Source organism: Furfurilactobacillus sp. W61-4 (genome assembly GCF_057545565.1).
Map to the genome: position 1 here is coordinate 350,016 of NZ_BAAJNZ010000001.1, position 21,124 is coordinate 371,139.

Here is a 21,124-nt window from a genome sequence, read left to right on the forward strand (position 1 = left end):
ACCTTTAATTAAATGCATCATCCAGGGCGCTCCCATCAGTTGGCTGTGGAAACCGCAACCCTAGCAACCGTGCGAAAGTTGGCGCCTCATCAATTAAACGGGCTGTAGCAATTTCGTAACCGCTTTTGATGTCGGGTCCATTTAGGATCAGCGTCGTTGCGTAATCTGGTTTCTGTGGCGAATACCCATGAACCGCTCGATAACGATCTGGCGAACCAATATCGTGTGGATTAACACATTCAACCGTGGCCGTTACCGCAACTTCATCGGTGAAGTAATAGCCAGCTTGGGCCTCCACCATCAAGGCTGCTTGCGGATCGGCACCAGCTTTAATCAGCTCGGAATGCGAATAAATACGGGTCACACCGTTGACTGATCCAATGAGGTCGCGAACTTTTTTAAGCAGAGTCGGCTCTTTGATGTAAACATATGTTGAGCCGTCCGCCGTTTTTGCTAAGACTTGCCACCTACGAATGCCGCCACGCTTGTTTGGTTGTAACCAACCTTGTTCGGCAAACAAATGATTCAGGTGGATCATCTTGGTCACGTCAATTTGATAGTGGTCACCGAGAATAGCAAAATTCGTCTCAGCAAATGTTCCCGCCTGTTTGGTTGCGTCGATTAATCGACCGACACGTTTATCTAGGCGCTTTAAAGCTGCCATGGCTTCAGGTGAACGGACACCGTAACGATGTCGCATACTGTCCATGTCGACCAAATGGACCAATGTTAAATTTGGCCGATGACGGAGCAACGTATCTGCAGTGACAGCCGTAATGAAGTCGTCTAGCTGGGGTTGGTGAATGCCACGGCGTAATCCGCCATACTTCGCATTCATATGTAATAAAAATAACGGTGAGCTAGCCCGAAAAGAGACCAAGTATTGATTCGTCCAAATTCGATTGGGGAAAATCTCCGCCACGTTCCAATTAATCTGCGCCGCGGCCGTAACTGGCCATAAAAAAGCAGCTGTTGTTAAATTAGCTTGGCGAGCAAGGTCATAAATGGTCGGCACCTTAACTGCTTTTCGATACCAGAACCAATCTGGTGAGCGCCGTTGTGGTTGGCGTTTGGTATTATTAACGATGCCATGATGCTTAGGCCACATGCCAGTCACAATCGTTGTATGTGATGGGTAAGTCAAGGTCGGGTAAATTCCCATGACCGTTTTGACATGTGTGCCCGTGGCAACTAATTGAGCCAGATGAGGCAACTCATGCAGATGATCTCGTAAATCATCGGCACCCAGCGCATCTAAAGAAATGACGACTAATCGCGTTGTACTCATTCGCTTTTCCCCTTTCATAAATAATTAGCTAAAACGTTACTCGATTTGGGATAAACGAGATAAGCTCGTTTCTAACCGATTCAGGAGGATTTGAAGTAAGTTTTTTTCCTCATCTGTCCATTTGTCGAACACTTGCTCAGTCAATTTCTCCGCTGCAGCGTTAATCGCGGTCAGCGCTGCACTACCGGCTGGTGTAACTGAGTAAATCAGCTGGCGGTGATCGCGACCTGTTGCTTCCTTGTCAATCATTTCCTTGTTACCTAAACTCTTAAGCTGACGGCTCAGCGTTGAGGTATCGAGTTCAGTGGCGGTAGCAAGTTGTTCTTGCGTCGTATAGCCTTGATCTAGATTGGCCAATAGCTGCCATTCAGCAATCGTTAGCTGTTGCATTTTAGTAATGGCCAATAATTGAGTTCGATGAATTTTTTCGCTATCCTGGAGTGCTGACAAGCTTGGTTTCATGAAGTCACCTGCAATCATAATATTTTCTTAATCTATATTGCATTATACAATAACGAAATTGCATTTTACAAGTTGCCATTAGCAATTCTTTGTTTTGCGTTGTTATTTATCGACGCTTATAATAATTATCATTGAGTTAAATTGAACGGATTAAAAGGAGGTAGCGGCATGTCATTTGATGGCGCTTTTACACATGCAATGGTCCACGAATTGAGTCAGCAATTAACAGGTGGCCGGGTGGCCAAAATATCACAGCCCTATCCTAATGAAGTGATGTTAACGATTCGTAGCCAATCGAAAAATTATCCATTATTACTATCCGCCCACCCTAGCTATGCTCGCATTCAAATTACTGAGATTCCATACGCCAATCCGGCGACCCCAACCAATTTCACGATGATGTTACGTAAGTATTTGGATGGTGCGATCTTGGCTGAATTGGTTCAAGTGGACAATGATCGAATTGTCCGCTTGAACTTCAACACACGTAACGAATTAGGTGATCGTCAACAGATCAGCCTAGTGCTTGAAATGATGGGCCGACACAGTAATCTCTTTTTGTTAGATCTAGGTGATCAGCGAATTTTAGATCTGATTAAACATGTGAATCCTGACCAAAACCGCGTGCGACCGCTGCTGCCGGGGGCCACTTATCAAGCACCACCGGCTCAAAATACGGTCAATCCTTTTGTCAGCGCTGACAATATCGAAACGCTAGTGCATGATTTCCCGGCCGCTGAAGTGTTGGCCAAACAACTACAGCTAACATTTCAGGGCTTAGCACATGATACGGCATTATTATTGGCGCAGGCATTGCATAATAATTCGCAATCCGTCGAGCAAAATTTTCACGCTTTCTTCAATCAGTTTGATCACCCTGTGCCAACTTTAACTGAGACAACTGCTGGAAAAACGGCTTTCAGTGCAATCGCAATCGAATATGCCACGCTCCGGTCACAGTCGTTTGCTAGTTTAAGCCAATTATTAGACTTTTTCTATCAAGATCGAGCAGAGCGGGAACGAGTTAATGAACAGGCCGGCAATTTAATTCACATTGTTCGCAATGAGCTGAAGAAAAATCGAACGAAGTTGAAAAAATTACAAGAAACTTTGGCTGAATCGGATCATGCTGACGAATATCGCGTTAAGGGTGAGCTGTTAACGACCTATTTAGGCCAAGTGACTCGCGGCATGACCGAAATTCAATTGCCTAATTTTTACGATGAGGATCGGCCATTAAAGATCAGTCTTTCAAATCAAATCGGCCCTTCCCAGAATGCTCAAAAATATTTTAATCGCTATCAGAAATTGAAGAACGCCGTTGCTTACGTGAACGATCAAATGACAAAAACTGAGGCAGAAATTAGCTATTTAGAAAATATTCAGGCTCAAATTGAACTGGCCAGTCCTAAAGACATTAACGAAATTCGCCTTGAATTACAGCAACAAGGCTATATTCGATTACCTAAGACTAAGGGTCGCAAGAAACCGCGTTTACAGATTAGTCAGCCCGAACAATTTCACGCTAGCGATGGCACTTTGATTTCAGTGGGTAAAAACAATCTGCAAAATGATAAATTAACGCTTCACACGGCCAACAAAAATGACATTTGGCTTCATGTCAAGAACTTGCCCGGCTCGCATGTCATTATTCATCAAGCCACCCCCCAAGAACAAACACTGACCGAGGCTGCTTTGTTAGCCGCTTACTTCTCCAAAGCCCGGGCTTCAGCGAGTGTACCGGTAGACTACGTACCCGTCAAAAAGATTCGAAAACCTAACGGGGCAAAACCTGGATTTGTGATCTATGAGGGGCAACGAACTTTATTTGTCACCCCTGATGCGCATATCGTTGATCAACTTCATGGTTAATCCGTTTTCGGCTTTGAAAATTCGGTCTGGCATCAATGGTTTAAACCGTTTGGCCATCGAGCGTTAGTCAACAGACCTGAATCTCAACGGTATAAGTTGATTATGAATAAAAAAGTAGGTCCAAAATGCAAATCACCGCATTTGGACCTACTTTTTTATTAAATTGATTTAGCCCGTAAGCATCGTTTTTAATGAGCTTAACTTAGGCTGCAGCGTCCCTGATTGTCGAGCTACACAAGCCTGATGTCTGTTTAGTGAAATCAAGTCATGTGTAATTCGCCGGGAAACGCGATGACGAGTTTGGCTCCCAGTCTAAATTGTGGACTAGTAAGTGGCAGATTGGGACGCCAGCGCATATCGATATCAGTCGGTAAGTCGGTCATTGAAATATCCGCTGCCGTGAGTGTTTTGAACGCGCCTTGGCCCAGGTGAGTGCGATCGGCACTGGTGGTTTTGTTAATCAGTGCACGAACCAATAAGCGAATCCAATTGATTCCGGTCCCCTTATTTAACAAGGCCAGTTCGGTAAACGGCAATGCCGTGGTAATCATACGTGAGTGACCGCTAAATGCCGAGAACAAAGTACTGTAGAAACCTGAATGTCGCATCGCACCTGGTTCGGCTGCAATCCCAGGAATGCCCTGTGGTTGCGCTTTAAGTGTGTGAATTGGTTGGTCATAAGCTAGTTGACCGACTTCTTGCGGATCGTTGACGCCAATTTTATTCGAATGGTAGACAATTCTGGATAAGAAGTGTGCCCCATCCTGCACCGGATTGAGGGCCTTATCCTTATTGATTACAACAACATTTTCATGATGTAGCCGCAAGGCACCAATCAACTTCAGCCGATTGCCAGGAACAAAGATCCACTTGGGCCGCTCCAAATCAACCAATGTCATGATGTCAGAAATTTCTTGCGGTTCGAGATACTGTTTGTCCGCCAATTGTGGAATAAGACTAATCGCATTCGGATTATTGTTAACCACAATGGTTTTAATTCCTTGCTGATGCAATTCACTGACGACTGTACTCATGACATAGTCGCCAGCCGCACCATCACCTAGTCGAAAAGGTCCGGTCGTTACAACGAGTGCTGCTTGGTCTGATAAGGGTGAGCTTTCGTTTTCTAACTCATAGGTCGAATAAAAAGCTGGCACCGCTTCAGAAAACTCACCAGCAGTTGGCTCAACTGTCTTAAAAGTTGCCTGAATACCGGCGGCTTGTGCGGCGTTCATGATTGCATCGGCGTGAGTGTGCCACAATTGTGCGATCAGACCATCACTAAATCCGTAATACTTCGCCTGGGCTAACCAGTGGTTATCATGCGGATGAGCAGCGACATCAATTTCTAGTTCATAAATATGGCGCAACTTATTAAAATAAAATTCATTGATCTGAGTTAACTCAGCCAACTCATCAGACTGATAACCTCGACGAATGGCTTCTAATAAAAGCATGATTCGATTATCCAATGGATGAATCAACTGTTGGATCAAGGCATTATCCGACAGTTTGGCTAAGGCATCAAAGGCAAAGTCACGATCATGATAGTGTGCGCCACGCATGGCCTTGATCAAGGCTTCCTCCACGGAACGACCGATGCCAAGAGTCGTGCCAACCGATTTTTGGACCGTCGTTAATTGACGATCCACACTGACCCCACGGCGTTCCGCTTCATCGAAAGCAAAAATTGGAAACCGAACCACAACATGGTCCAAAACAGGTTCAATTAAGGCTGTTCGTTTAGCAAATCCGGTGGGTAACTTTACCTCAGGCAATGGCACACCAGTCATCACATTGGCCGCAACTTGAGCAATCGGATAACCGCTGGCCCTTGCCAGGAGGGCGGAAACGCGATCATAGTATGGATTGACCTTCATGATGAAGTAACGATCAGCCGCTGGATCGAGTGCGAATTGAACATGCAGAACTCCGACAATATGCAGCTGGCGTGCAACACGGAAAGCAGCCTGTCGTAATTTTTGATACTCACGATCTGTCAGGGTTTGGATGGGCGTTAGCTCAATCGAATCAGCCGCATGAATGCCAACCGGATCCATATCCTCGGTAGCGCCAAGTAGTAATTCCGTGCCACGAATGTCACGCATGACTTCAAATGATACTTCTTTTAGTTCGACGATGCTTTGATCAATAATGACCTGTTTTGTTCGTGATCGGTCAAAGGCAGCGGTTAAGGCACCATCTAGTTGATCGGCTGTTTCAGCGAGTACTCGATCTCCCTCACCTTTGGGAGCAACTGATTTAACAATCACCGGGAATCCGACCTGTCGTGCGAAATCAAAAGCCGCTGAAGTGTCACTAGCGACCTGTGATTGAATCACCGGTTCACCGAGATCGCGTAGTGCTTGATTCATCAAAGAAGGATTGTTAATGAGTCGCACAGTAGTTAACGGCGTGCCTAGCACATTAATCTGTTTGTCATCCAAATAATCATGGGCAATTAATTCCTCCACTGTGCGCATGGCGGTTAAACCACCCACAGTGACTAACAAGGTGGTGATGTTTTCACTCTCAATAACTTGCCGAACAACCGCTGGATCACTCGGATCACCGGCGATAACCGTGGCACCGCACGCATTATCCATCGAAAAGGAATAAGGATTATTATTCAAATACACTGCGTCAAGACCGCGTCGCTTGAGAACCAGTAAGGTCTGATACGTGGCCGCATCAAGCTCACTCTCATGACCGAAACCATTGGGGCCATCACCCAAAATAAGAATGCGTTGATGAGTACTTGTTTTGATTTCGGCAGTGCGAGCAGCTTCACTAAATGCTGTTTGTTGTGCACTGGTTTGTGATGTGTCTGTCTGCGTGGATTCTGCCATTAGAATCGATCACCTCGAATTCCAGTTAACTCAATGAAGTCATCGAAGACTTGCGTGGTCTCCCACGGCCCTGGGGCAGCATCTGGGAAAAATTGTACGGAAAATGCGGGATAATCCCGGTGCCGTAATCCTTGAATTGACCCATCGATCAGGTCAATATGCGTAATCAACAATTGATTACGATCAATACTTTCCCGATCAACCCCGAATTCCTCAGCTTGAGCTGCATACATAATTTGATTGGTAATAATTTCGCGAATTGGATGGTTCATCCCCTGGTGTGCCACAGGTAAACGCGTGATTTTCGCCTCATTGGCTAAAGCAAATAATTCATGGCCAAGTCCGATACCTAACAATGGCACTCGGGTTTGTATTTGCTGAATCATGGTCAAAATATCAGTTGACAAATCCCGCGGATCACCAGGACCGCTCGATAAGACGACTCCATCTGGATCCAAATTAAGAATTTCCTCAGCACTACTAGTGAACGGCACCACGGTCACGTTAGCAGAGCGGACCGCCAGTTCTCTTAAAATGCCACTCTTTAAACCAAAATCGATCACCACAATATTGTGGCCCATTCCCGGATTAGCATACGGGCGAGGTGTGGCGACTTGAGCGACCTGTTGATTAGTGAGAACCGTTGCATTAAGTTGATCGAAGGCGTGCTCGTCCGCAACATCCACAATGCTTGCATTAAGTCCGGGGTTACGACGAAGCTTGCGAACCAATTGCCGCGTATCAATCCCTGAAATACCAGGAATGTTGTGCACCCGTAAAAATTGGTCCAAACTTAGCGAACGCTGTCGATTAGTTGAAACATTAGCAACCTCCCGCACAACGACCCCTTTAGTTGTTGGTAAAATTGATTCATAACTCTCATGGTTAACGCCCACGGCGCCGATTGTTGGCGTCGTGAAAACAATGATTTGATTATGATAAATTGGATCAGTCAGCAATTCTTGGTAACCAGTAACACTCGTGTTAAAAACAATGTTGCCACTGGTTGTTGCAGGTGAACCGAAGGCCTGACCCTTATAAGCGGTACCGTCTGAGAGAATTAAGTAGCGTTCTGCCATCTTCTCAGTCCTTTCTCACCTTGCTTAAGTCCTAATCGTTGGTGACAATCTCAATGCTATCTTTTCCGTCGATCTCGTCAACCGCAACCCGAATATGCTCGTTTTGAGCTGTTGGAATATTCTTACCAACAAAATCGGCCCTAATTGGAAGTTCACGATGCCCACGATCAACTAATACGGCAAGATTTATGCTATTAGGTCGGCCTAAGTCCATGATGGCATCTAAGGCTGCACGAATTGTCCGTCCGGTATATAACACATCGTCAACTAGTACGACTTTTTTATCTGTAATCGGCGTATTCAAATTCGTGATAGCACTTTTCGTCGCTGGTTCTTTATGATGAATGTCGTCACGATAACCACTAACGTCTAATTTCCCAACCGGAACGACGGTATTCTCCAGTTGATGTAAGCGTGATGCGATGCGCTGAGCTAAAAACACGCCGCGAGTTTTAACGCCGATTAAAACTAAATTTCCAATACCGCGATTTCGTTCAATAATTTCGTACGTGATCCGTGTCAGCGCGCGTTGCATTGCCATCGCATCAACAACCTCTTTTGACATATTTTGAGCCTCCACTATTAATTATGACTGTGTCTGTGCGTCTAGTTGATCTAACATCTGAGTAAACCACGCGGGTAACGGTATTTCAAAGCGCAAAAGTTCACCTGTTCGTGGTTGTTTAAAACCAAGTGTCTGCGCCGTCAAATACTGCCCCTGTCCTGGTAAGGTTTTCTTAGGCCCATAAAGCGGGTCCCCCGCCAGTGGGTGACCAATGTAAGCCATGTGTACCCTAATCTGGTGGGTACGCCCAGTTTCAAGACGGCAATTGACCAACGTGAACTTAGGATATCGTTTTAGCACTTTAAAATGCGTGATTGCATGCCGACCATCTTTCACGACGGCCATTTTTTTGCGATCCTTGGGTGACCGACCAATAGGTGCATCAATCGTGCCTTCGTTTTCCTTGATGACACCATGAACTAACGCCACATATTGTCGCTCATTAGTCTTCGCTTTCAATTGAGCTGTCAGGCTTTGCTGAGCAATATCATTTTTAGCAACCATCAATAACCCGGAGGTATCCTTATCGATCCGGTGCACAATGCCGGGCCGCAAACTGCCATTAATTGATGATAAGGGCGAATGTGCGAGTAATGCGTTGACTAGCGTATGATTTGGATGACCTGGCGCCGGATGAACGACCATTCCCTGAGGCTTGTTAACCACTAACACATCGTCATCTTCATAGACGATATCTAAGTCGATCGGTTCCGGCACTAACGCAATTGGGGTCACTGAAGCTGGTTGATAAGTGATTTGATCACCAATCGAAACTTCGAAGCGATTTTTCTGTGGCCGATTATTAATAAGCGCTTGCCGGTCATTAATGGCAATTTGCGCCTGTGAACGGGTAATTCCGGCTAGCTGGCTGAGCGTTTTATCGAAACGTTGACTCTGATTACCTTCAGCAACAACAAAAACTTGTTTGTCCGATAAATTGTTATCGCCCAACGGCTTATTTACTTGATTTTTAGCCATTGAAGCCTCCTAATGCCGTCCGTGACCAGCGGCATGTCGTGGTCCAGTCGGTGAGTCGTCTCGATCTGTCATGACGGCGACAATCAGTAAAATTACACCAAACGTGAGGCACCAGTCGGCAAAATTACTGATGGGAAATCCCTTTAAGAAATCAAATTGAAACATATCAACCACATAGCCTAAGCGCAACCGATCGATAAAGTTGCCTAACGTGCCGGCCATCATCAGGCTGATCCCCCACATATAGAGACGATGTGTCGACAAACGCCACATCGCATAAAGTAGAACGGCCACCGCAACGATAGTGATAATGATAAAAATATCAATACGACCGGATAAAATGGACCAAGCCGCCCCATTATTACGCAGACTTGTTAAAGAGAGTACACCCGGAATAAAAGCATGTGTACTGCCCAATGCAAATTGCGTGGCGATGAAATACTTAATGCTTTGGTCGACAGCAACTAATAAAAGAATGAAAATCCAATAAAATAGCATGGCGATTCGTGGTTCCCCACGGCTCCTTCTCAAGGTTTTTGAAAATACAAGTTTAATGTCTGTCGTTAATTTAGAAGATACCGGCAATGACGCCGTCGTCTGAGATCGTCATATTTAAGGCAGCGGGCTGCTTTGGTAAGCCGGGCATTGTTAAAATTGCGCCAGTTAACGCGACCATAAAGCCTGCACCCAACCGCGGCTGGAATTCACGAATATGAATATCAAAATCGGTTGGTGCACCCAATAATTTGGGTTGATCAGAAAGTGAATACTGAGTTTTGGCCATACATAACGGTAGCTTATCCCAGCCGCGTTTGGCGAAACGGCGCAACTGTGCTTGGGCATGAGGTTCTAAGACAACATTTCGACCGCCATAGATAGTCGTAACGATTTTTTTAGCACGCGTCATCAAATCGTCACCGTCGGCCATTAAAGGCGTAAAGTGTGCCGGCTCCTGGGCTGCTCGCACAACGGCATGAGCCAGGGCGGTTGTCCCAGTCCCTCCGTTTGCCCATTCATCAGCCTCCACGGCAGGGACATCGAATTGTTGGCAGTACGTTTGAATCATTTTAATTTCATCTGGTGTATCTGATGTGAATGCGTTGATCGCCACTACTACTGGAATTTGATAACGTTGCATACTCTTAATATGTTGACCTAAATTAGCCAAACCCTTTTGCAAAGAAGTTAAGTTGGGCGTGGTTAGATCGGCTAGGGCTTGCCCACCATGTAATTTCAAAGCCCGGACAGTGGCAACCAAAACAATCGCATTCGGGGCCTGTCCTAAAACAGGAACCTTAATATCAAGAAATTTCTCGCCACCTAAATCAGCGCCAAAACCCGCTTCGGTTACGGCATAATCGCCTAGCTGAAGTGCAGTTCTCGTGGCAAGGACACTATTACAGCCATGGGCGATATTGGCAAACGGTCCACCATGAATGATTGCCGGGGTCCCCTCTAGGGTCTGTACTAGGTTGGGTTTGATCGCATCCTTCAAAAGTAACGCAATGGCTCCGCCAACATGCAGGTCGGCAACCGTGATTGGTTGTCGATCGAATGTTTCAGCGACTACCATCCGATTAATGCGGTCTTTTAAGTCATGTAAGTCCGTTGCTAAGCATAAAATCGCCATTAACTCACTAGCTACTGTGATATCAAAATGGTCCTCGCGTGGCATTCCCGACGTTGGTCCACCCATTCCAATGACTGTATTGCGTAGTGCTCGATCGTTGATATCAAGTACACGATGCAAGGAGATGCGTCGTGGATCGATTCGCAAGTCGTTACCTTGTTGAATGTGATTGTCGATTAACGCTGCTAACGTGTTATTGGCCGTCGTTAGTGCATGAAAGTCACCGTTGAAGTGCAAGTTAATATCTTCCATTGGCGCGACCTGTGCGTAACCACCACCAGTAGCGCCGCCCTTCATGCCCATGACGGGACCAAGTGATGGTTCACGTAGGGCCAAAATCGCCTTTTTGCCAATCTGTCGCAACCCATCCCCCAATCCAACCGTTACCGTGGTCTTGCCCTCGCCGGCGGGAGTGGGATTGATTGAGGTCACTAAAATTAATTTTCCGGGTTGTTGAGACCGAGTCAACGGTAACGTAATCTTGGCTTTAAAATGGCCGTAAGGTTCAATCTCGTCTTCTGTTAAACCAGCACGTTGGGCAATTTCTTTAATCGGTTGCAAATGGGTCTTCTGTGCGATTTCAATATCTGTTAATTGTGTCAAATCAATGCCCCCCAGTTATTTGTAAAACTTTTTTACATCAACAGTTAAATGCTATACTCGAGCCAAGCCTTAGCTTTCCGGCAATTGTTTTGAAAGCTTGGTTAAAGCTCGTTTAGATAATCGATAGGAAAAACGTTGGCCATGAATATAAAAAGTTAAGGTATGGCCTGAAATCCGCACTTGTTCCAACTGACGAAGATTAACTGTCAAAGCACGCGGCGCCAATAGTCGGCGAACGACTAATGTTTCACCATTAATCAACAATTGTCGCCCAACTAATTGCCAAGTTAGTAACAAAACGAACACAATGGCAATGATGATGGCCGGCCAATTGAATTTGGCCATTTCATATTGAAAAATGATCCCGCCGAACAAGAAAATTGCCACCCAAGACCAGATGATGACAGCGGATAGACCGCTTGGTTGATAATAGAACCGCTGTTGACTCATGGTTTAGAACCACCTTTCAAGAACACAAGTCTTATTTTAACAAATTTGAGGTCGAAAATGATTATTAAACTGTATACAGATGCAGCTAGCCCTGTTGCCCAGGTACCTGCCGCACAATCAAGCGGCGCTGGCCTGTTGATTGTTCAAGATCACCACCAATATCAGCTCAAGCAGATTGTTGCTTCTGGTAATAATCATGAAGCAGAATTTTTGGCAGCGATCGCTGGTTTTGAAGCCGTCAAACAGCACGCGGAGGCAACTGATACCGTCATGTTTTTTACGGACAGTCGCCTTGTTGCTGACGCGGTTGGAAAAGGCATCACTAAACATTACCCTGAACTGACCAAAGCATTATTGACGTTACAGGATACGTTCCAATTGGTGGTGACCCAGTGGATTCCAGAACGACAAAATCATGGCGCCCATCAGTTAGCTCTACAGGCACTTCATCAAAGCTAGCCTAACACAAGTGTGCTTATCCACGATTACGGCTCAAAAAAATTTAGCAAAACAACAAGAGTCAAGCAGTCAATTAATCCGCTAAAAAACAGGCTAGGGGCTCATCAATTAGCAACATCGGACCACAGCTAACTTGACTAAACCACAGAATATCAGTCAGGAGGCATTACTCAAAGGCGAATTTCAAACGGTGAATAGGGATACCCCCTGCACCATTTGAAATTCGCCTTTAGTGTTCGTCGCTTGACGACTTATGTCTCACTCGTTAAAAATCAGTCATGGTGCCAAATTGGTTTTCCCCAATATTGATATAAATCTGTCCGTAGCGCCCCGTTGTATAACTTGCGTTTTTTAGTCGCCCGTTGACCATAACTTGTTTCAAAATCGAGGTCACTAGTTAAAATATATTTACTCCAGGTTTTGAGTGGCGAAAAAGAGCGACCCATCCCTTGATACAGACGGCGAACACTCGCCTCATCGCTTAATCGTTCCCCATAAGGTGGATTGGCCACAATCACACCATTGATTTTGGTTGTCGCAAACTCTGTAACATCAGCCACGCTAAAAGTGACATCATTACTTAAGCCAGCTGCTCGCGCATTGGCCTTCGCGGCTTCAATCATTGTGGGGTCAATGTCAGAACCAGCAATATCGAACTGACGGTCATAATCCGCTTGATCATCGGCTTCATCGCGCACTAAATCGGCTACTTCGGCATCAACCCAAGGCCACGTTTCACAAATAAATTGGCGCTTGTAACCTGGGGCAATGTTGCGCGCAATCAGAGCGGCTTCAATAGGGATCGTCCCCGATCCGCAAACTGGGTCCAAAAAAGGCATGTCCACTGGATGCCAATGGGTTAATAAGATTAAAGCTGCCGCCATATTCTCTTTCAGCGGTGCACTACCTTTAGCAACCCGATAGCCACGTTTAAATAAAGAATCGCCAGTTGTATCTAGTGTTAACATGACCTGATCTTTATTGATCGCCACTTCTAATGGAAAAGTGGCCCCAGTTTCAGGTAATCGGCTGCGCCGGTGGTAAGTTTCACTTAACTGCACCGCAATCGCCTTCTTCACGATCGCCTGAGCATCTGGCACGCTATGTAGTTGTGAATTATGTGAGCGTCCTTCAACAGGAAAGGCCGCGTCCATCGGTAATAATTCATCCCACGCGACCGCTTTAGTAGCATCGAATAATTCGGTGAACGTCACCGCTGGGAATTCCGCCACGATGATTTTGACGCGATCCGCTGTTCGCAACCACAAGTTGGTCGTTAAGATGTCCTTAACCGTTCCTTCAAAGCGAACTCGGCCATTTTCAACATTAACTTCGTAGCCTAGATCTCGTAATTCGCGCCCTACTAAGGCTTCAATTCCTGCGGCGCATGTGGCCATCAATTTAAATTTCTGCATGTAAACTCCCGTCAAACTTGATTTCGTTATTGCTGGTTTTCATCTTACCATTTGCGACTAAAAAAAGAGACCCCTCATCACTGAGTGGTCTCTGCCTGTTGCAAATTTCTGTAAGCCATGTTTTGTACTTTGTAGACCTCAGGCGCGGTCTACGCCGTGGTAATCATCTATCTCAGGACATAAAGTCCTCCCCCACAATCAGTTCAATTACCTATGTGAAGCTCCCCTACCGTAGTTTGGGTTTCCCGCTCGAGGGGTTTACCGCGTTCCACCCAGCTCGTTTCCGAACTGGTTTCGTCACTGTGGCACTTTTCAGGGATACTAGGGCATAGTCGAAACGTTAGCCGTGTTTTCCCGCCGTTACCTCCAAAGAGGCACCCCAGCTTATTTTTTCACTGAGCACGAACACTACAGGCATCGCAGCCTGTGCGAGCATGGACTTTCCTGACGCAACAAGAGTCACGCCCAATTACCCGAAATTTGCAAATCATTGCCGAAAAATTAACTATTCCAACCAGACTGAGACATTGACCCACCGTTATCCAACGGGCCTTGATTGTTCCCATTATCTAATTGCGAACCAAAAACATGACGTTCTAAATTGCTAAGTCGTTTTAAAATGTCCATGTTGGTCACGCTACTGGTCGTCGAGTTCGCTGATTCCGGTTGACTAGGCACGGATTGACGTGCGCTAACCTGCCGTGTCAAGTCGTCAACTTTGCCCGACAATTGTTCATTTTCGTTCCGCAGTTGCGAAATTTCGCGGTTGAACGTTTCATAATCCTTAATCACTAGGTCAAGGAAGCTGTCCACGTCTGTGGGGTCATAGGCCGTCCCCATCCGTTTTTCTTTGAATTCCTTTTGCAGGATGTCCTGTGTAGTAAAGTTGATTTCTTGCATGACTGTTACACCTCATTGATTATCTGTCGAAACACGACTTGAACTATTGTAGCGCATGTTACATCAAATTAAAATGTCGAATGTTGATTTTCTTGATATTCAGTGGCACTTTCTTGTAGCCAATCAAAATCAATCAGTGTCACATCGTATGGATGATGCGCTTGAAAAGCTTGGATGGCTGTATAGTCATACGTTGGCTTTCCTTCATGTTCTATATCATATACCAACATCGCCGCGTCTGTGTGATCTAGCATGAAGCCTTGATAATTTTTTAATTGTTGAGGCGATTGGTAAGGTTGTTGCGAAATTGTCGCCGTAAAATCGACTTGTTGCTTTAACGTCGTCAATTTCATTTGATTCTGTTCATTCCATTGTTCACCGAACTGAGCGAACGGCAGCATCATGGCAACCTGCACTTCAGGATAATCTTCCTTTAATTCGTTGACGATCGGGATCGTCCACTGTTCAATACCTAACTGTCCACCAGTGATGAACCAATCCACACCGTTTTCAATTTGCGTTTTAAAGGCAGTTTTTAAAGCATATTTAATTACCGTCAGTTTCAAATCATTTTCTGAAAAAACACCTAATTCATAATTGCGATAGCCACTCACCCACAACCGGCTCATCTTTAACGCCCTCTTCCACTGTCTTTAAAGCATATTTTGATGGGTTTAGTTTTTAATTATCAACCAACCTCTGATTTGCTTAAGCACTCTAAATATTACACCTGTGTTAACATCAGCGCCAAAACGTTGCCTAGATAGCAAATCTGATATAATAAGCTCATTATAAAGGAGTGTGGTCTTTTTTGAACATTCGTTATCCTAATGGGACCGCTTATCATCAGTCTGCAAAACAACATGCCACAGCCATGTCCCAAGCGACTAACTATGGGGATCGTGGTATGTCACTAGAAGCAGAATTGAATGAAAGTAATCAATACTATTTGAATCGAGGTGTCGCGGTGATTCATAAAAAGCCGACCCCCGTCCAAATTGTAAAAGTTGACTATCCGAAGCGTTCAGCTGCAACAATTAGAGAGGCCTATTTTCGCCAGCCTTCAACGACAGATTACAATGGCGTTTATCAAGGGTACTATCTTGATTTTGATGCGAAAGAAACCAAGAATAAAACCTCATTTCCCTTGAAAAACTTTCATGCCCATCAAATCACCCATCTGCGTGCCTGCGTTGCAGCTGGTGGTATTGGCTTTGCCATTATTCGTTTTACTGATGACGCAGCAACATTTCTCTTACCGGCCTCATTTCTCTTTCAATGCTGGGATGATGCACTTCAAACTAATGGACGAAAATCAATTCGTCGTACGACAATTGAAGCGCATGGTTACCAAATCACCCCAGCACTTAACCCACTGGTTCCCTATCTAAACGCGGTTGATCAATTAATCACCGCCACAAAAAAATGAGTTAATTGATTAAGGAGTTCAACATGTCTGACAATAATGATCAACCACAATCTCGCATCGCCCGCTATCATGACGGCGATGACAACACCACGCCGACCGGTCCCAAACGTTCCCGGCCATTATGGCGAACCATCTTGTATTGGGTGCTTGGGGTTATGCTCGTCGCTTTCTTAGCGGGGGTTGGCTTATTCACTTACTATGCTTCAAGCGCCCCCAAAATTACAACGGCTCAACTAACCAGCCAAAATTCGACAGAAATTTTAGATGCCAAAGGCAATGTCGTCTCAAATCTTGGTTCACAAAATCGGACCTATGTTCGTTCAGATCAGATCCCGGATCGGTTAAAACAATCTGTCGTTTCTATCGAAGATCGTCGCTTTTACAAGCACCATTTTGGCGTTGACCCAATCCGGATTATCAGTGCCACCTTTGCGAACATTCACGGTAGCTCCCTTGGGTTACAAGGCGGGTCAACGTTAACTCAGCAACTGGTTAAGCTATCGGTGTTCTCCACGGCTGCTTCAGATCGAACTTTAAAACGAAAAGCTCAAGAGGCAGCTTTAGCCTACTATGTTGAGAAGCATTATTCTAAGAATCAGATCCTAGAGTTCTACATCAATAAAGTTTACATGGGCAATGGTGTCTACGGAATGGGCACGGCGGCTAAGTATTACTACAACAAGTCCTTAAAACAATTGACCGATGTACAGTTAGCCACCCTGGCTGGTATGCCACAATCTCCGACTTATTATGATCCAATTGCTCATCCAAACTATGCGAAAGAACGGCGAAATACGGTGCTTAGGGCGATGAACCAAAATAAAGTGATTTCTAACGCCCAATTGACGCAAGATCTTGCCACACCGATCAGTACCGGCTTAAATGTTAATCACTCGGTTAATAACACGGATAGCGATGACAAAGTGATTGATGCCTATCTACAACAAGTGATTAAAGAGTTGAATGCCAAGGGATACAATCCATATAAATCTGGGATTAAAGTTTATACCAACCTAAATATGGGAGCGCAAAAACGGTTATATGACATTGTTAATACTGACCAGTACGTCAACTTTCCTAGCGACTTACTCCAAGTTGGGGTGACCATGACTGATCCTGAGACTGGTGCGGTAACTGCCATGATTGGTGGCCGTAAGCAAAATGTCGCTTTTGGGTTAAACCGAGCCACCCAGACGGATCGCTCCTCTGGTTCAACCATCAAACCATTTATGGACTACGGTCCAGCTATCGAGTATGACGAATGGCCAACCTTTAAATCTGTCTCAGATACGAAATATAATTATCCAGGCACCAATACGCCAGTTAACGACTGGGATGGTCAATATCAAGGCAACATCACGATGCGTAAGGCCTTGGTTGAGTCACGAAACATTCCGGCAATTCGAACCCTTGCTTCTGTAGGGTTAAGCCATGCAACTCAATTTATGGCCCAAAACGGGATGACCTTTAAAGATCCCCTTGTTTACTCAAATGGGATTGGCGCTTATGTCTCTAGCGAACAAGAATCGGCGGCCTTTGCTGCCATCGCTAATGACGGAACTTATAACGCGCCTCACTTAGTCAACAAGGTCGTCACCCAAGACGGTCAAACACACAACTTTAAAGTCGCCTCGCATCGGTCGATGTCCAAAGCAACCGCCTACATGCTGACCGACATGTTGAAAGGTGTTCCAACTGCAAATTGGGCCCCTGGTGCGCAAATCAGTGGCCTGCATCAAGCCGGTAAAACGGGACAATCCGGTTACCCAAGTAGTGTCACGACGGTTCCATCAACCGCCGTCATGGATGCCTGGTATTCTGGTTATACCAAGCATAGTTCAATTTCCGTTTGGACCGGTTATGATCAGCCAAATGAACCAGGTCATTACATGACAACGGCCCAGCTATCCATTGCTGAGGGGATCTACAAGAACTTGGAGTTGTATATGGCACAAACCCAAGATAATGACGATTGGTCTCGCCCAAGCAATGTGGATGTTGTACGGCACAACGGCGTCGATGAACTCGTTATTCGCGGTTCTAACTGGCGGCAGTACTTGACTGATCGCGATCAAAGTAGTTCCACTGGATCATCGTCATCGAGTGTCATTGTTTCGTCTAGCTCCTCGCAAAGTAGCTCTGCACAAACAAGTGAAAGTGACACACGCTTGTCCGAATCTAGTGCCACACAAGGTGGTAATAACGGCAACAACAATGAGAATTCAAGTAGCAGTAGTGTTAGTAACACCAATAGTACGAGTACCACAACGGGGCAATCAACAACGTCGCGTCCTTAATCAATTTCACTTCGAACGCCGATGACAGTCTCAACAAACAAAGAAAGAACCAGCAAGCACAGCATGTGCCTGGCTGGTTCTTTCTTTTGGTATAAAGCTACTGGCAAGCCACTTGATGGGTTTCAAATCATCCAATTGACTTTATTTAGGGGTTGGATCCGTTGGCTCGGAGATTTTCATAATTGGAATAGCCGGTCCAGTTGGTTTAGCGTTAGATGCCATATCGTTAGCCACCTGTTGTTTTCGATGTTGTCCCAACTCGCGCTCTACTTGGCCAGCAGTAGTTAGGTTCTTCTGCCGCCAAGTTAATAAGATTCGATCAATATACCGTAAGTTGTAGGCTTGGTTCAACACGGCCTCGCGTAAGGCTAATAAAATTAATTCTGGCTTGAACTGATCCTCATCAAACCAGCGACTGATTGTTTGCAGCTCGGTCGGACTTAATGGCCGCCCAAATTCAACCTCAATGCGATTGAATACGTCGGCTCGCGCTGAGGTCGTCGTCGGTGCTGCAATGGTAGCTTGATGGGCCTCCACACCACTCATCGAATCCGGCAAGGCTGCCAACCGCTCATAAAGTGGGGTGAAATCATATTGATCGTGAAGCTTGCCATCGGCATCTGTCGTCGAGTTAATGACTAGTAGTTGTTTTTTCAGTAACTGATCTAATTGATTGAAAATCTCTGCTGCAGTCGTGCCCATCACATCAGCGACTGCTTGCGCATCAGGAAAATCAATCCCGCGGTCTAATGAACGCTTGTACTGTAAATAGACTACTAGCTCATCGTTGGTCATTCCTAACTCGCGATAACGACCTAGTAACAAATTACTAATCGTCGTCTCGCCAGCCTGGATAAGTGATTGTGCAAAAGCTTCCATACATTTAGCAACCCCTTTCGATTATGAATGTAAAGAGACGCCGCTGCGCGATACGACAACGACGTCCGAAGTGTTTACGGATAAATTCGATTAATCATGCGTGGGAATGGAATCGTTTCACGTAGATGATCCTGTAGCGTGATCCACGTTAAGAAACGTTCAAGGCCTAGGCCGAAGCCAGAATGTGGTACACTGCCAAATTTGCGTAAGTCTAGGTACCAGTCATAATTCTTAGGGTCTTGCCCAGCGTCTAGAATTTGTTGAGTCAAGTAATCAAAGTCGGTATCACGTTCTGAACCACCGATGATTTCACCATAACCTTCAGGTGCGAGTAGATCGGCACAAATCACGACGTCATCACGCGTTGGGTGCCGCTTCATGTAAAAGGCTTTGATTGCTTTCGGATAGTTCAACACGAAGACTGGTTTATCAAAATGGTTGGCGAGGAACGTCTCTTCAGGTGATCCAAAATCAACGCCCCATTCAACGTCAAAATCATTTTCCTGTAAGAGTTTGATTGCATCATCATAAGAAATTCGTGGATAAGGCAAGTGTGTGTATTTCTTCAACGTCTCCACGTCACGTCCAATAGTTTCTAGTTCCCGCTGGCAATTATCAATCACTGCTTGCACTAAAAAGGCAATGTAACGTTCCTGTAGCGCTAAACTTTCTTCTTGATGCATCCACGCCATCTCTGGCTCAACCATCCAAAATTCTGTTAAATGACGGCGAGTCTTGGATTTTTCAGCTCTAAAGCTAGGGCCAAAGGAAAAGACCCGACCAAACGCCATCGCCGCGGCTTCTTCGTACAACTGCCCCGTTTGTGACAAATAAGCATCTTGACCAAAATAGTCCGTTTCGAATAATTCAGTGGTTCCCTCGGGGGCTGAACCCGTCAGTAGCGGCGCATCAATTTTAATAAAATCATTTTCATTGAAGAATTCAAATGTCGCACGGATCACTTCATTTCGAATTCGTAATAAGGCATTGGGTCGCGAGGAACGTAACCAAAGATGCCGGTGATCCATTAGAAAGTCAATCCCGTGTTCCTTAGGTGTAATCGGGTAGTCTTCACTTTCGCCGACGACTTCAAAGTCTTCGATTGCCATTTCATAGCCAAACTTGGAACGTGCATCTTCATGAATCGTGCCCGTTACGTATAAACTGGTCTCTTGACGTAATTCCTTGGCTGCTTCAAATTTTTCCTCACCAACGTCATTTTTGCGGATGACCCCTTGAAAGAAGGCCGTGCCATCTCGCAGTTGCAAAAAGGCAATTTTACCGCTAGAACGTTTATTACTTAACCAGACCCCGATGCGAACCTTTTCATCAACATGCTCTGGTGCGTGCATGATACTAATGGTTTCCACAGAAAGCTCCCCTTTGTTCATTGATCGGCATTTGCGATCAACTCATTTAAATTTAAGTCCTACAGATTTTGAATGGATTGGATCGTCTTGCCATCGCGATATCGAATGAGGTTATAACAGAGGTTACCTTTTTGATTCAAGTAAGTCACTTCCCAAACAGGTTGTCCATTCCGGAGACCTAAGCCAACGTTCAGGACCCTTTTGGGGTGCTGCTGCGACCAAACTCGTTGCAAAATAGCGGTCTTATTCTGACTGGTCTTGACATGGACAGTCGTGACATGGCCGGTTTTTTTGGCAACAATCACATAAACCGGCTTACCTTCACGGTTATGGCCGCTAACAGCATAATACGTCTGCTGCCGGTTGAACGTTAAAAAGCCCTTAGCATCATTAACACCGGCTTTTCGTGCAATCTGGACCGTCTGTTTAGCGGCGGTATTCGCCGGTCGTAGGGCCTCATGAAAGACGATCAGTACACTGCCAACAACTAGGATAACCGCCAGCACACTCCACAGGATAATTTGACCCCAATTTTTTCGTTGCCGTCGACGACGCTGCATAGTCACCCTCCATCCTGTCTGCAATAACGGAATTAATTA

The 21,124-nt window shown here is 45.5% G+C and carries 19 protein-coding genes and 1 other RNA gene; 4 read left to right on the top strand and 16 right to left on the bottom strand.

Annotated elements, in window-relative coordinates:
- Positions 1 to 4: 4 nt before the first annotated feature.
- Both AC27FN_RS01660 and AC27FN_RS01665 read right to left on the bottom strand, forming a co-directional pair.
- The gene (locus AC27FN_RS01660) at positions 5 to 1,288 is read right to left on the bottom strand and encodes an alkaline phosphatase family protein (RefSeq protein ID WP_487166292.1); all 1,284 of its coding nucleotides are present in this window, start codon (positions 1,286 to 1,288) and stop codon (positions 5 to 7) included.
- A gap of 36 nt (positions 1,289 to 1,324) precedes the next feature.
- Entirely contained in the window at positions 1,325 to 1,750 is a 426-nt protein-coding gene (locus tag AC27FN_RS01665; RefSeq protein WP_487166293.1) for a MarR family winged helix-turn-helix transcriptional regulator, read from the bottom strand.
- A 168-nt stretch (positions 1,751 to 1,918) separates the two neighbouring features.
- Between AC27FN_RS01665 and AC27FN_RS01670 the strand changes: the two genes are divergently transcribed.
- Complete coding sequence (locus AC27FN_RS01670) at positions 1,919 to 3,622, top strand: NFACT RNA binding domain-containing protein (protein WP_487166294.1); 1,704 nt, start codon at positions 1,919 to 1,921, stop codon at positions 3,620 to 3,622.
- Between the two features lie 260 nt (positions 3,623 to 3,882).
- Here the strand turns inward: AC27FN_RS01670 and AC27FN_RS01675 are convergent, their stop codons facing one another.
- From AC27FN_RS01675 to AC27FN_RS01705, 7 genes are all read right to left on the bottom strand, one after another.
- Positions 3,883 to 6,471, bottom strand: coding sequence for a carbamoyl phosphate synthase preATP-grasp domain-containing protein (locus AC27FN_RS01675; RefSeq protein WP_487166295.1), 2,589 nt, complete (start codon positions 6,469 to 6,471; stop codon positions 3,883 to 3,885).
- Positions 6,471 to 7,550 carry a carbamoyl phosphate synthase small subunit gene (locus AC27FN_RS01680; RefSeq protein WP_487166296.1) on the bottom strand — a complete coding sequence of 360 codons (1,080 nt, stop codon included), beginning with the start codon at positions 7,548 to 7,550 and terminating at the stop codon, positions 6,471 to 6,473. Before AC27FN_RS01680 ends, AC27FN_RS01675 begins: the two co-directional genes overlap by 1 nt.
- Before the next feature lie 31 nt (positions 7,551 to 7,581).
- Positions 7,582 to 8,115 (bottom strand): bifunctional pyr operon transcriptional regulator/uracil phosphoribosyltransferase PyrR, encoded by a 534-nt coding sequence (gene pyrR, locus AC27FN_RS01685; RefSeq protein ID WP_487166297.1) that lies wholly within the window; start codon positions 8,113 to 8,115, stop codon positions 7,582 to 7,584.
- Positions 8,116 to 8,136: 21 nt separating this feature from the next.
- Positions 8,137 to 9,093 carry an RluA family pseudouridine synthase gene (locus AC27FN_RS01690; protein ID WP_487166298.1) on the bottom strand — a complete coding sequence of 319 codons (957 nt, stop codon included), beginning with the start codon at positions 9,091 to 9,093 and terminating at the stop codon, positions 8,137 to 8,139.
- Between the two features lie 9 nt (positions 9,094 to 9,102).
- Positions 9,103 to 9,591: a signal peptidase II gene (lspA, locus tag AC27FN_RS01695; RefSeq protein WP_487166299.1), complete on the bottom strand. Its 489-nt coding sequence runs from the start codon at positions 9,589 to 9,591 to the stop codon at positions 9,103 to 9,105.
- 70 nt (positions 9,592 to 9,661) lie between these two features.
- On the bottom strand, positions 9,662 to 11,326 hold the full coding sequence (locus AC27FN_RS01700) for a formate--tetrahydrofolate ligase (protein ID WP_487166300.1): 1,665 nt from the start codon (positions 11,324 to 11,326) through the stop codon (positions 9,662 to 9,664).
- Between the two features lie 69 nt (positions 11,327 to 11,395).
- Positions 11,396 to 11,776, bottom strand: coding sequence for an EbsA family protein (locus tag AC27FN_RS01705; protein ID WP_487166301.1), 381 nt, complete (start codon positions 11,774 to 11,776; stop codon positions 11,396 to 11,398).
- A gap of 57 nt (positions 11,777 to 11,833) precedes the next feature.
- On the opposite strand from AC27FN_RS01705, the gene AC27FN_RS01710 reads away from it, so the two are divergent.
- Entirely contained in the window at positions 11,834 to 12,235 is a 402-nt protein-coding gene (locus AC27FN_RS01710) for a reverse transcriptase-like protein (protein WP_487166302.1), read from the top strand.
- 272 nt (positions 12,236 to 12,507) lie between these two features.
- Here AC27FN_RS01710 and AC27FN_RS01715 read toward each other — a convergent pair whose 3' ends face one another.
- The 4 genes from AC27FN_RS01715 to AC27FN_RS01730 form a co-directional block, all read right to left on the bottom strand.
- A complete protein-coding gene (locus tag AC27FN_RS01715) occupies positions 12,508 to 13,650 on the bottom strand; it encodes a THUMP domain-containing class I SAM-dependent RNA methyltransferase (protein WP_487166303.1) in 1,143 nt (380 codons plus the stop codon).
- Positions 13,651 to 13,756: 106 nt separating this feature from the next.
- Positions 13,757 to 14,131, bottom strand: an RNA gene (gene rnpB, locus AC27FN_RS01720) — RNase P RNA component class B.
- Between the two features lie 20 nt (positions 14,132 to 14,151).
- A complete protein-coding gene (gene gpsB / locus AC27FN_RS01725; RefSeq protein WP_487166304.1) occupies positions 14,152 to 14,550 on the bottom strand; it encodes a cell division regulator GpsB in 399 nt (132 codons plus the stop codon).
- Between the two features lie 68 nt (positions 14,551 to 14,618).
- Positions 14,619 to 15,179: an SLOG family protein gene (locus tag AC27FN_RS01730; RefSeq protein WP_487166305.1), complete on the bottom strand. Its 561-nt coding sequence runs from the start codon at positions 15,177 to 15,179 to the stop codon at positions 14,619 to 14,621.
- A 182-nt stretch (positions 15,180 to 15,361) separates the two neighbouring features.
- Between AC27FN_RS01730 and recU the strand changes: the two genes are divergently transcribed.
- Complete coding sequence (recU, locus tag AC27FN_RS01735; protein ID WP_487166306.1) at positions 15,362 to 15,979, top strand: Holliday junction resolvase RecU; 618 nt, start codon at positions 15,362 to 15,364, stop codon at positions 15,977 to 15,979.
- A 23-nt stretch (positions 15,980 to 16,002) separates the two neighbouring features.
- Positions 16,003 to 18,276, top strand: coding sequence for a transglycosylase domain-containing protein (locus AC27FN_RS01740; protein WP_487166307.1), 2,274 nt, complete (start codon positions 16,003 to 16,005; stop codon positions 18,274 to 18,276).
- A 141-nt stretch (positions 18,277 to 18,417) separates the two neighbouring features.
- Here AC27FN_RS01740 and AC27FN_RS01745 read toward each other — a convergent pair whose 3' ends face one another.
- The 3 genes from AC27FN_RS01745 to AC27FN_RS01755 form a co-directional block, all read right to left on the bottom strand.
- Complete coding sequence (locus AC27FN_RS01745) at positions 18,418 to 19,155, bottom strand: DnaD domain-containing protein (protein ID WP_487166308.1); 738 nt, start codon at positions 19,153 to 19,155, stop codon at positions 18,418 to 18,420.
- A gap of 74 nt (positions 19,156 to 19,229) precedes the next feature.
- A complete protein-coding gene (gene asnS, locus AC27FN_RS01750) occupies positions 19,230 to 20,525 on the bottom strand; it encodes an asparagine--tRNA ligase (RefSeq protein ID WP_487166309.1) in 1,296 nt (431 codons plus the stop codon).
- 59 nt (positions 20,526 to 20,584) lie between these two features.
- Positions 20,585 to 21,085, bottom strand: coding sequence for a cell wall elongation regulator TseB-like domain-containing protein (locus AC27FN_RS01755; RefSeq protein ID WP_487166310.1), 501 nt, complete (start codon positions 21,083 to 21,085; stop codon positions 20,585 to 20,587).
- Between the last annotated feature and the right edge of the window lie 39 nt (positions 21,086 to 21,124).

Bases quoted from the DNA above. Each gene is read 5' to 3' on its own strand.
- AC27FN_RS01755 (WP_487166310.1), bottom strand. From the start codon at position 21,085: ATGCAGCGTCGTCGACGGCAACGAAAAAATTGGGGTCAAATTATCCTG.
- AC27FN_RS01705 (WP_487166301.1), bottom strand. From the start codon at position 11,776: ATGAGTCAACAGCGGTTCTATTATCAACCAAGCGGTCTATCCGCTGTC.
- AC27FN_RS01715 (WP_487166303.1), bottom strand. From the start codon at position 13,650: ATGCAGAAATTTAAATTGATGGCCACATGCGCCGCAGGAATTGAAGCC.
- AC27FN_RS01690 (WP_487166298.1), bottom strand. From the start codon at position 9,093: ATGGCTAAAAATCAAGTAAATAAGCCGTTGGGCGATAACAATTTATCG.
- AC27FN_RS01680 (WP_487166296.1), bottom strand. From the start codon at position 7,550: ATGGCAGAACGCTACTTAATTCTCTCAGACGGTACCGCTTATAAGGGT.
- AC27FN_RS01740 (WP_487166307.1), top strand. From the start codon at position 16,003: ATGTCTGACAATAATGATCAACCACAATCTCGCATCGCCCGCTATCAT.
- AC27FN_RS01670 (WP_487166294.1), top strand. From the start codon at position 1,919: ATGTCATTTGATGGCGCTTTTACACATGCAATGGTCCACGAATTGAGT.
- AC27FN_RS01730 (WP_487166305.1), bottom strand. From the start codon at position 15,179: ATGAGCCGGTTGTGGGTGAGTGGCTATCGCAATTATGAATTAGGTGTT.
- gpsB (WP_487166304.1), bottom strand. From the start codon at position 14,550: ATGCAAGAAATCAACTTTACTACACAGGACATCCTGCAAAAGGAATTC.
- AC27FN_RS01675 (WP_487166295.1), bottom strand. From the start codon at position 6,471: ATGGCAGAATCCACGCAGACAGACACATCACAAACCAGTGCACAACAA.
- pyrR (WP_487166297.1), bottom strand. From the start codon at position 8,115: ATGTCAAAAGAGGTTGTTGATGCGATGGCAATGCAACGCGCGCTGACA.
- AC27FN_RS01710 (WP_487166302.1), top strand. From the start codon at position 11,834: ATGATTATTAAACTGTATACAGATGCAGCTAGCCCTGTTGCCCAGGTA.
- AC27FN_RS01660 (WP_487166292.1), bottom strand. From the start codon at position 1,288: ATGAGTACAACGCGATTAGTCGTCATTTCTTTAGATGCGCTGGGTGCC.
- lspA (WP_487166299.1), bottom strand. From the start codon at position 9,591: ATGCTATTTTATTGGATTTTCATTCTTTTATTAGTTGCTGTCGACCAA.
- AC27FN_RS01745 (WP_487166308.1), bottom strand. From the start codon at position 19,155: ATGGAAGCTTTTGCACAATCACTTATCCAGGCTGGCGAGACGACGATT.
- AC27FN_RS01665 (WP_487166293.1), bottom strand. From the start codon at position 1,750: ATGAAACCAAGCTTGTCAGCACTCCAGGATAGCGAAAAAATTCATCGA.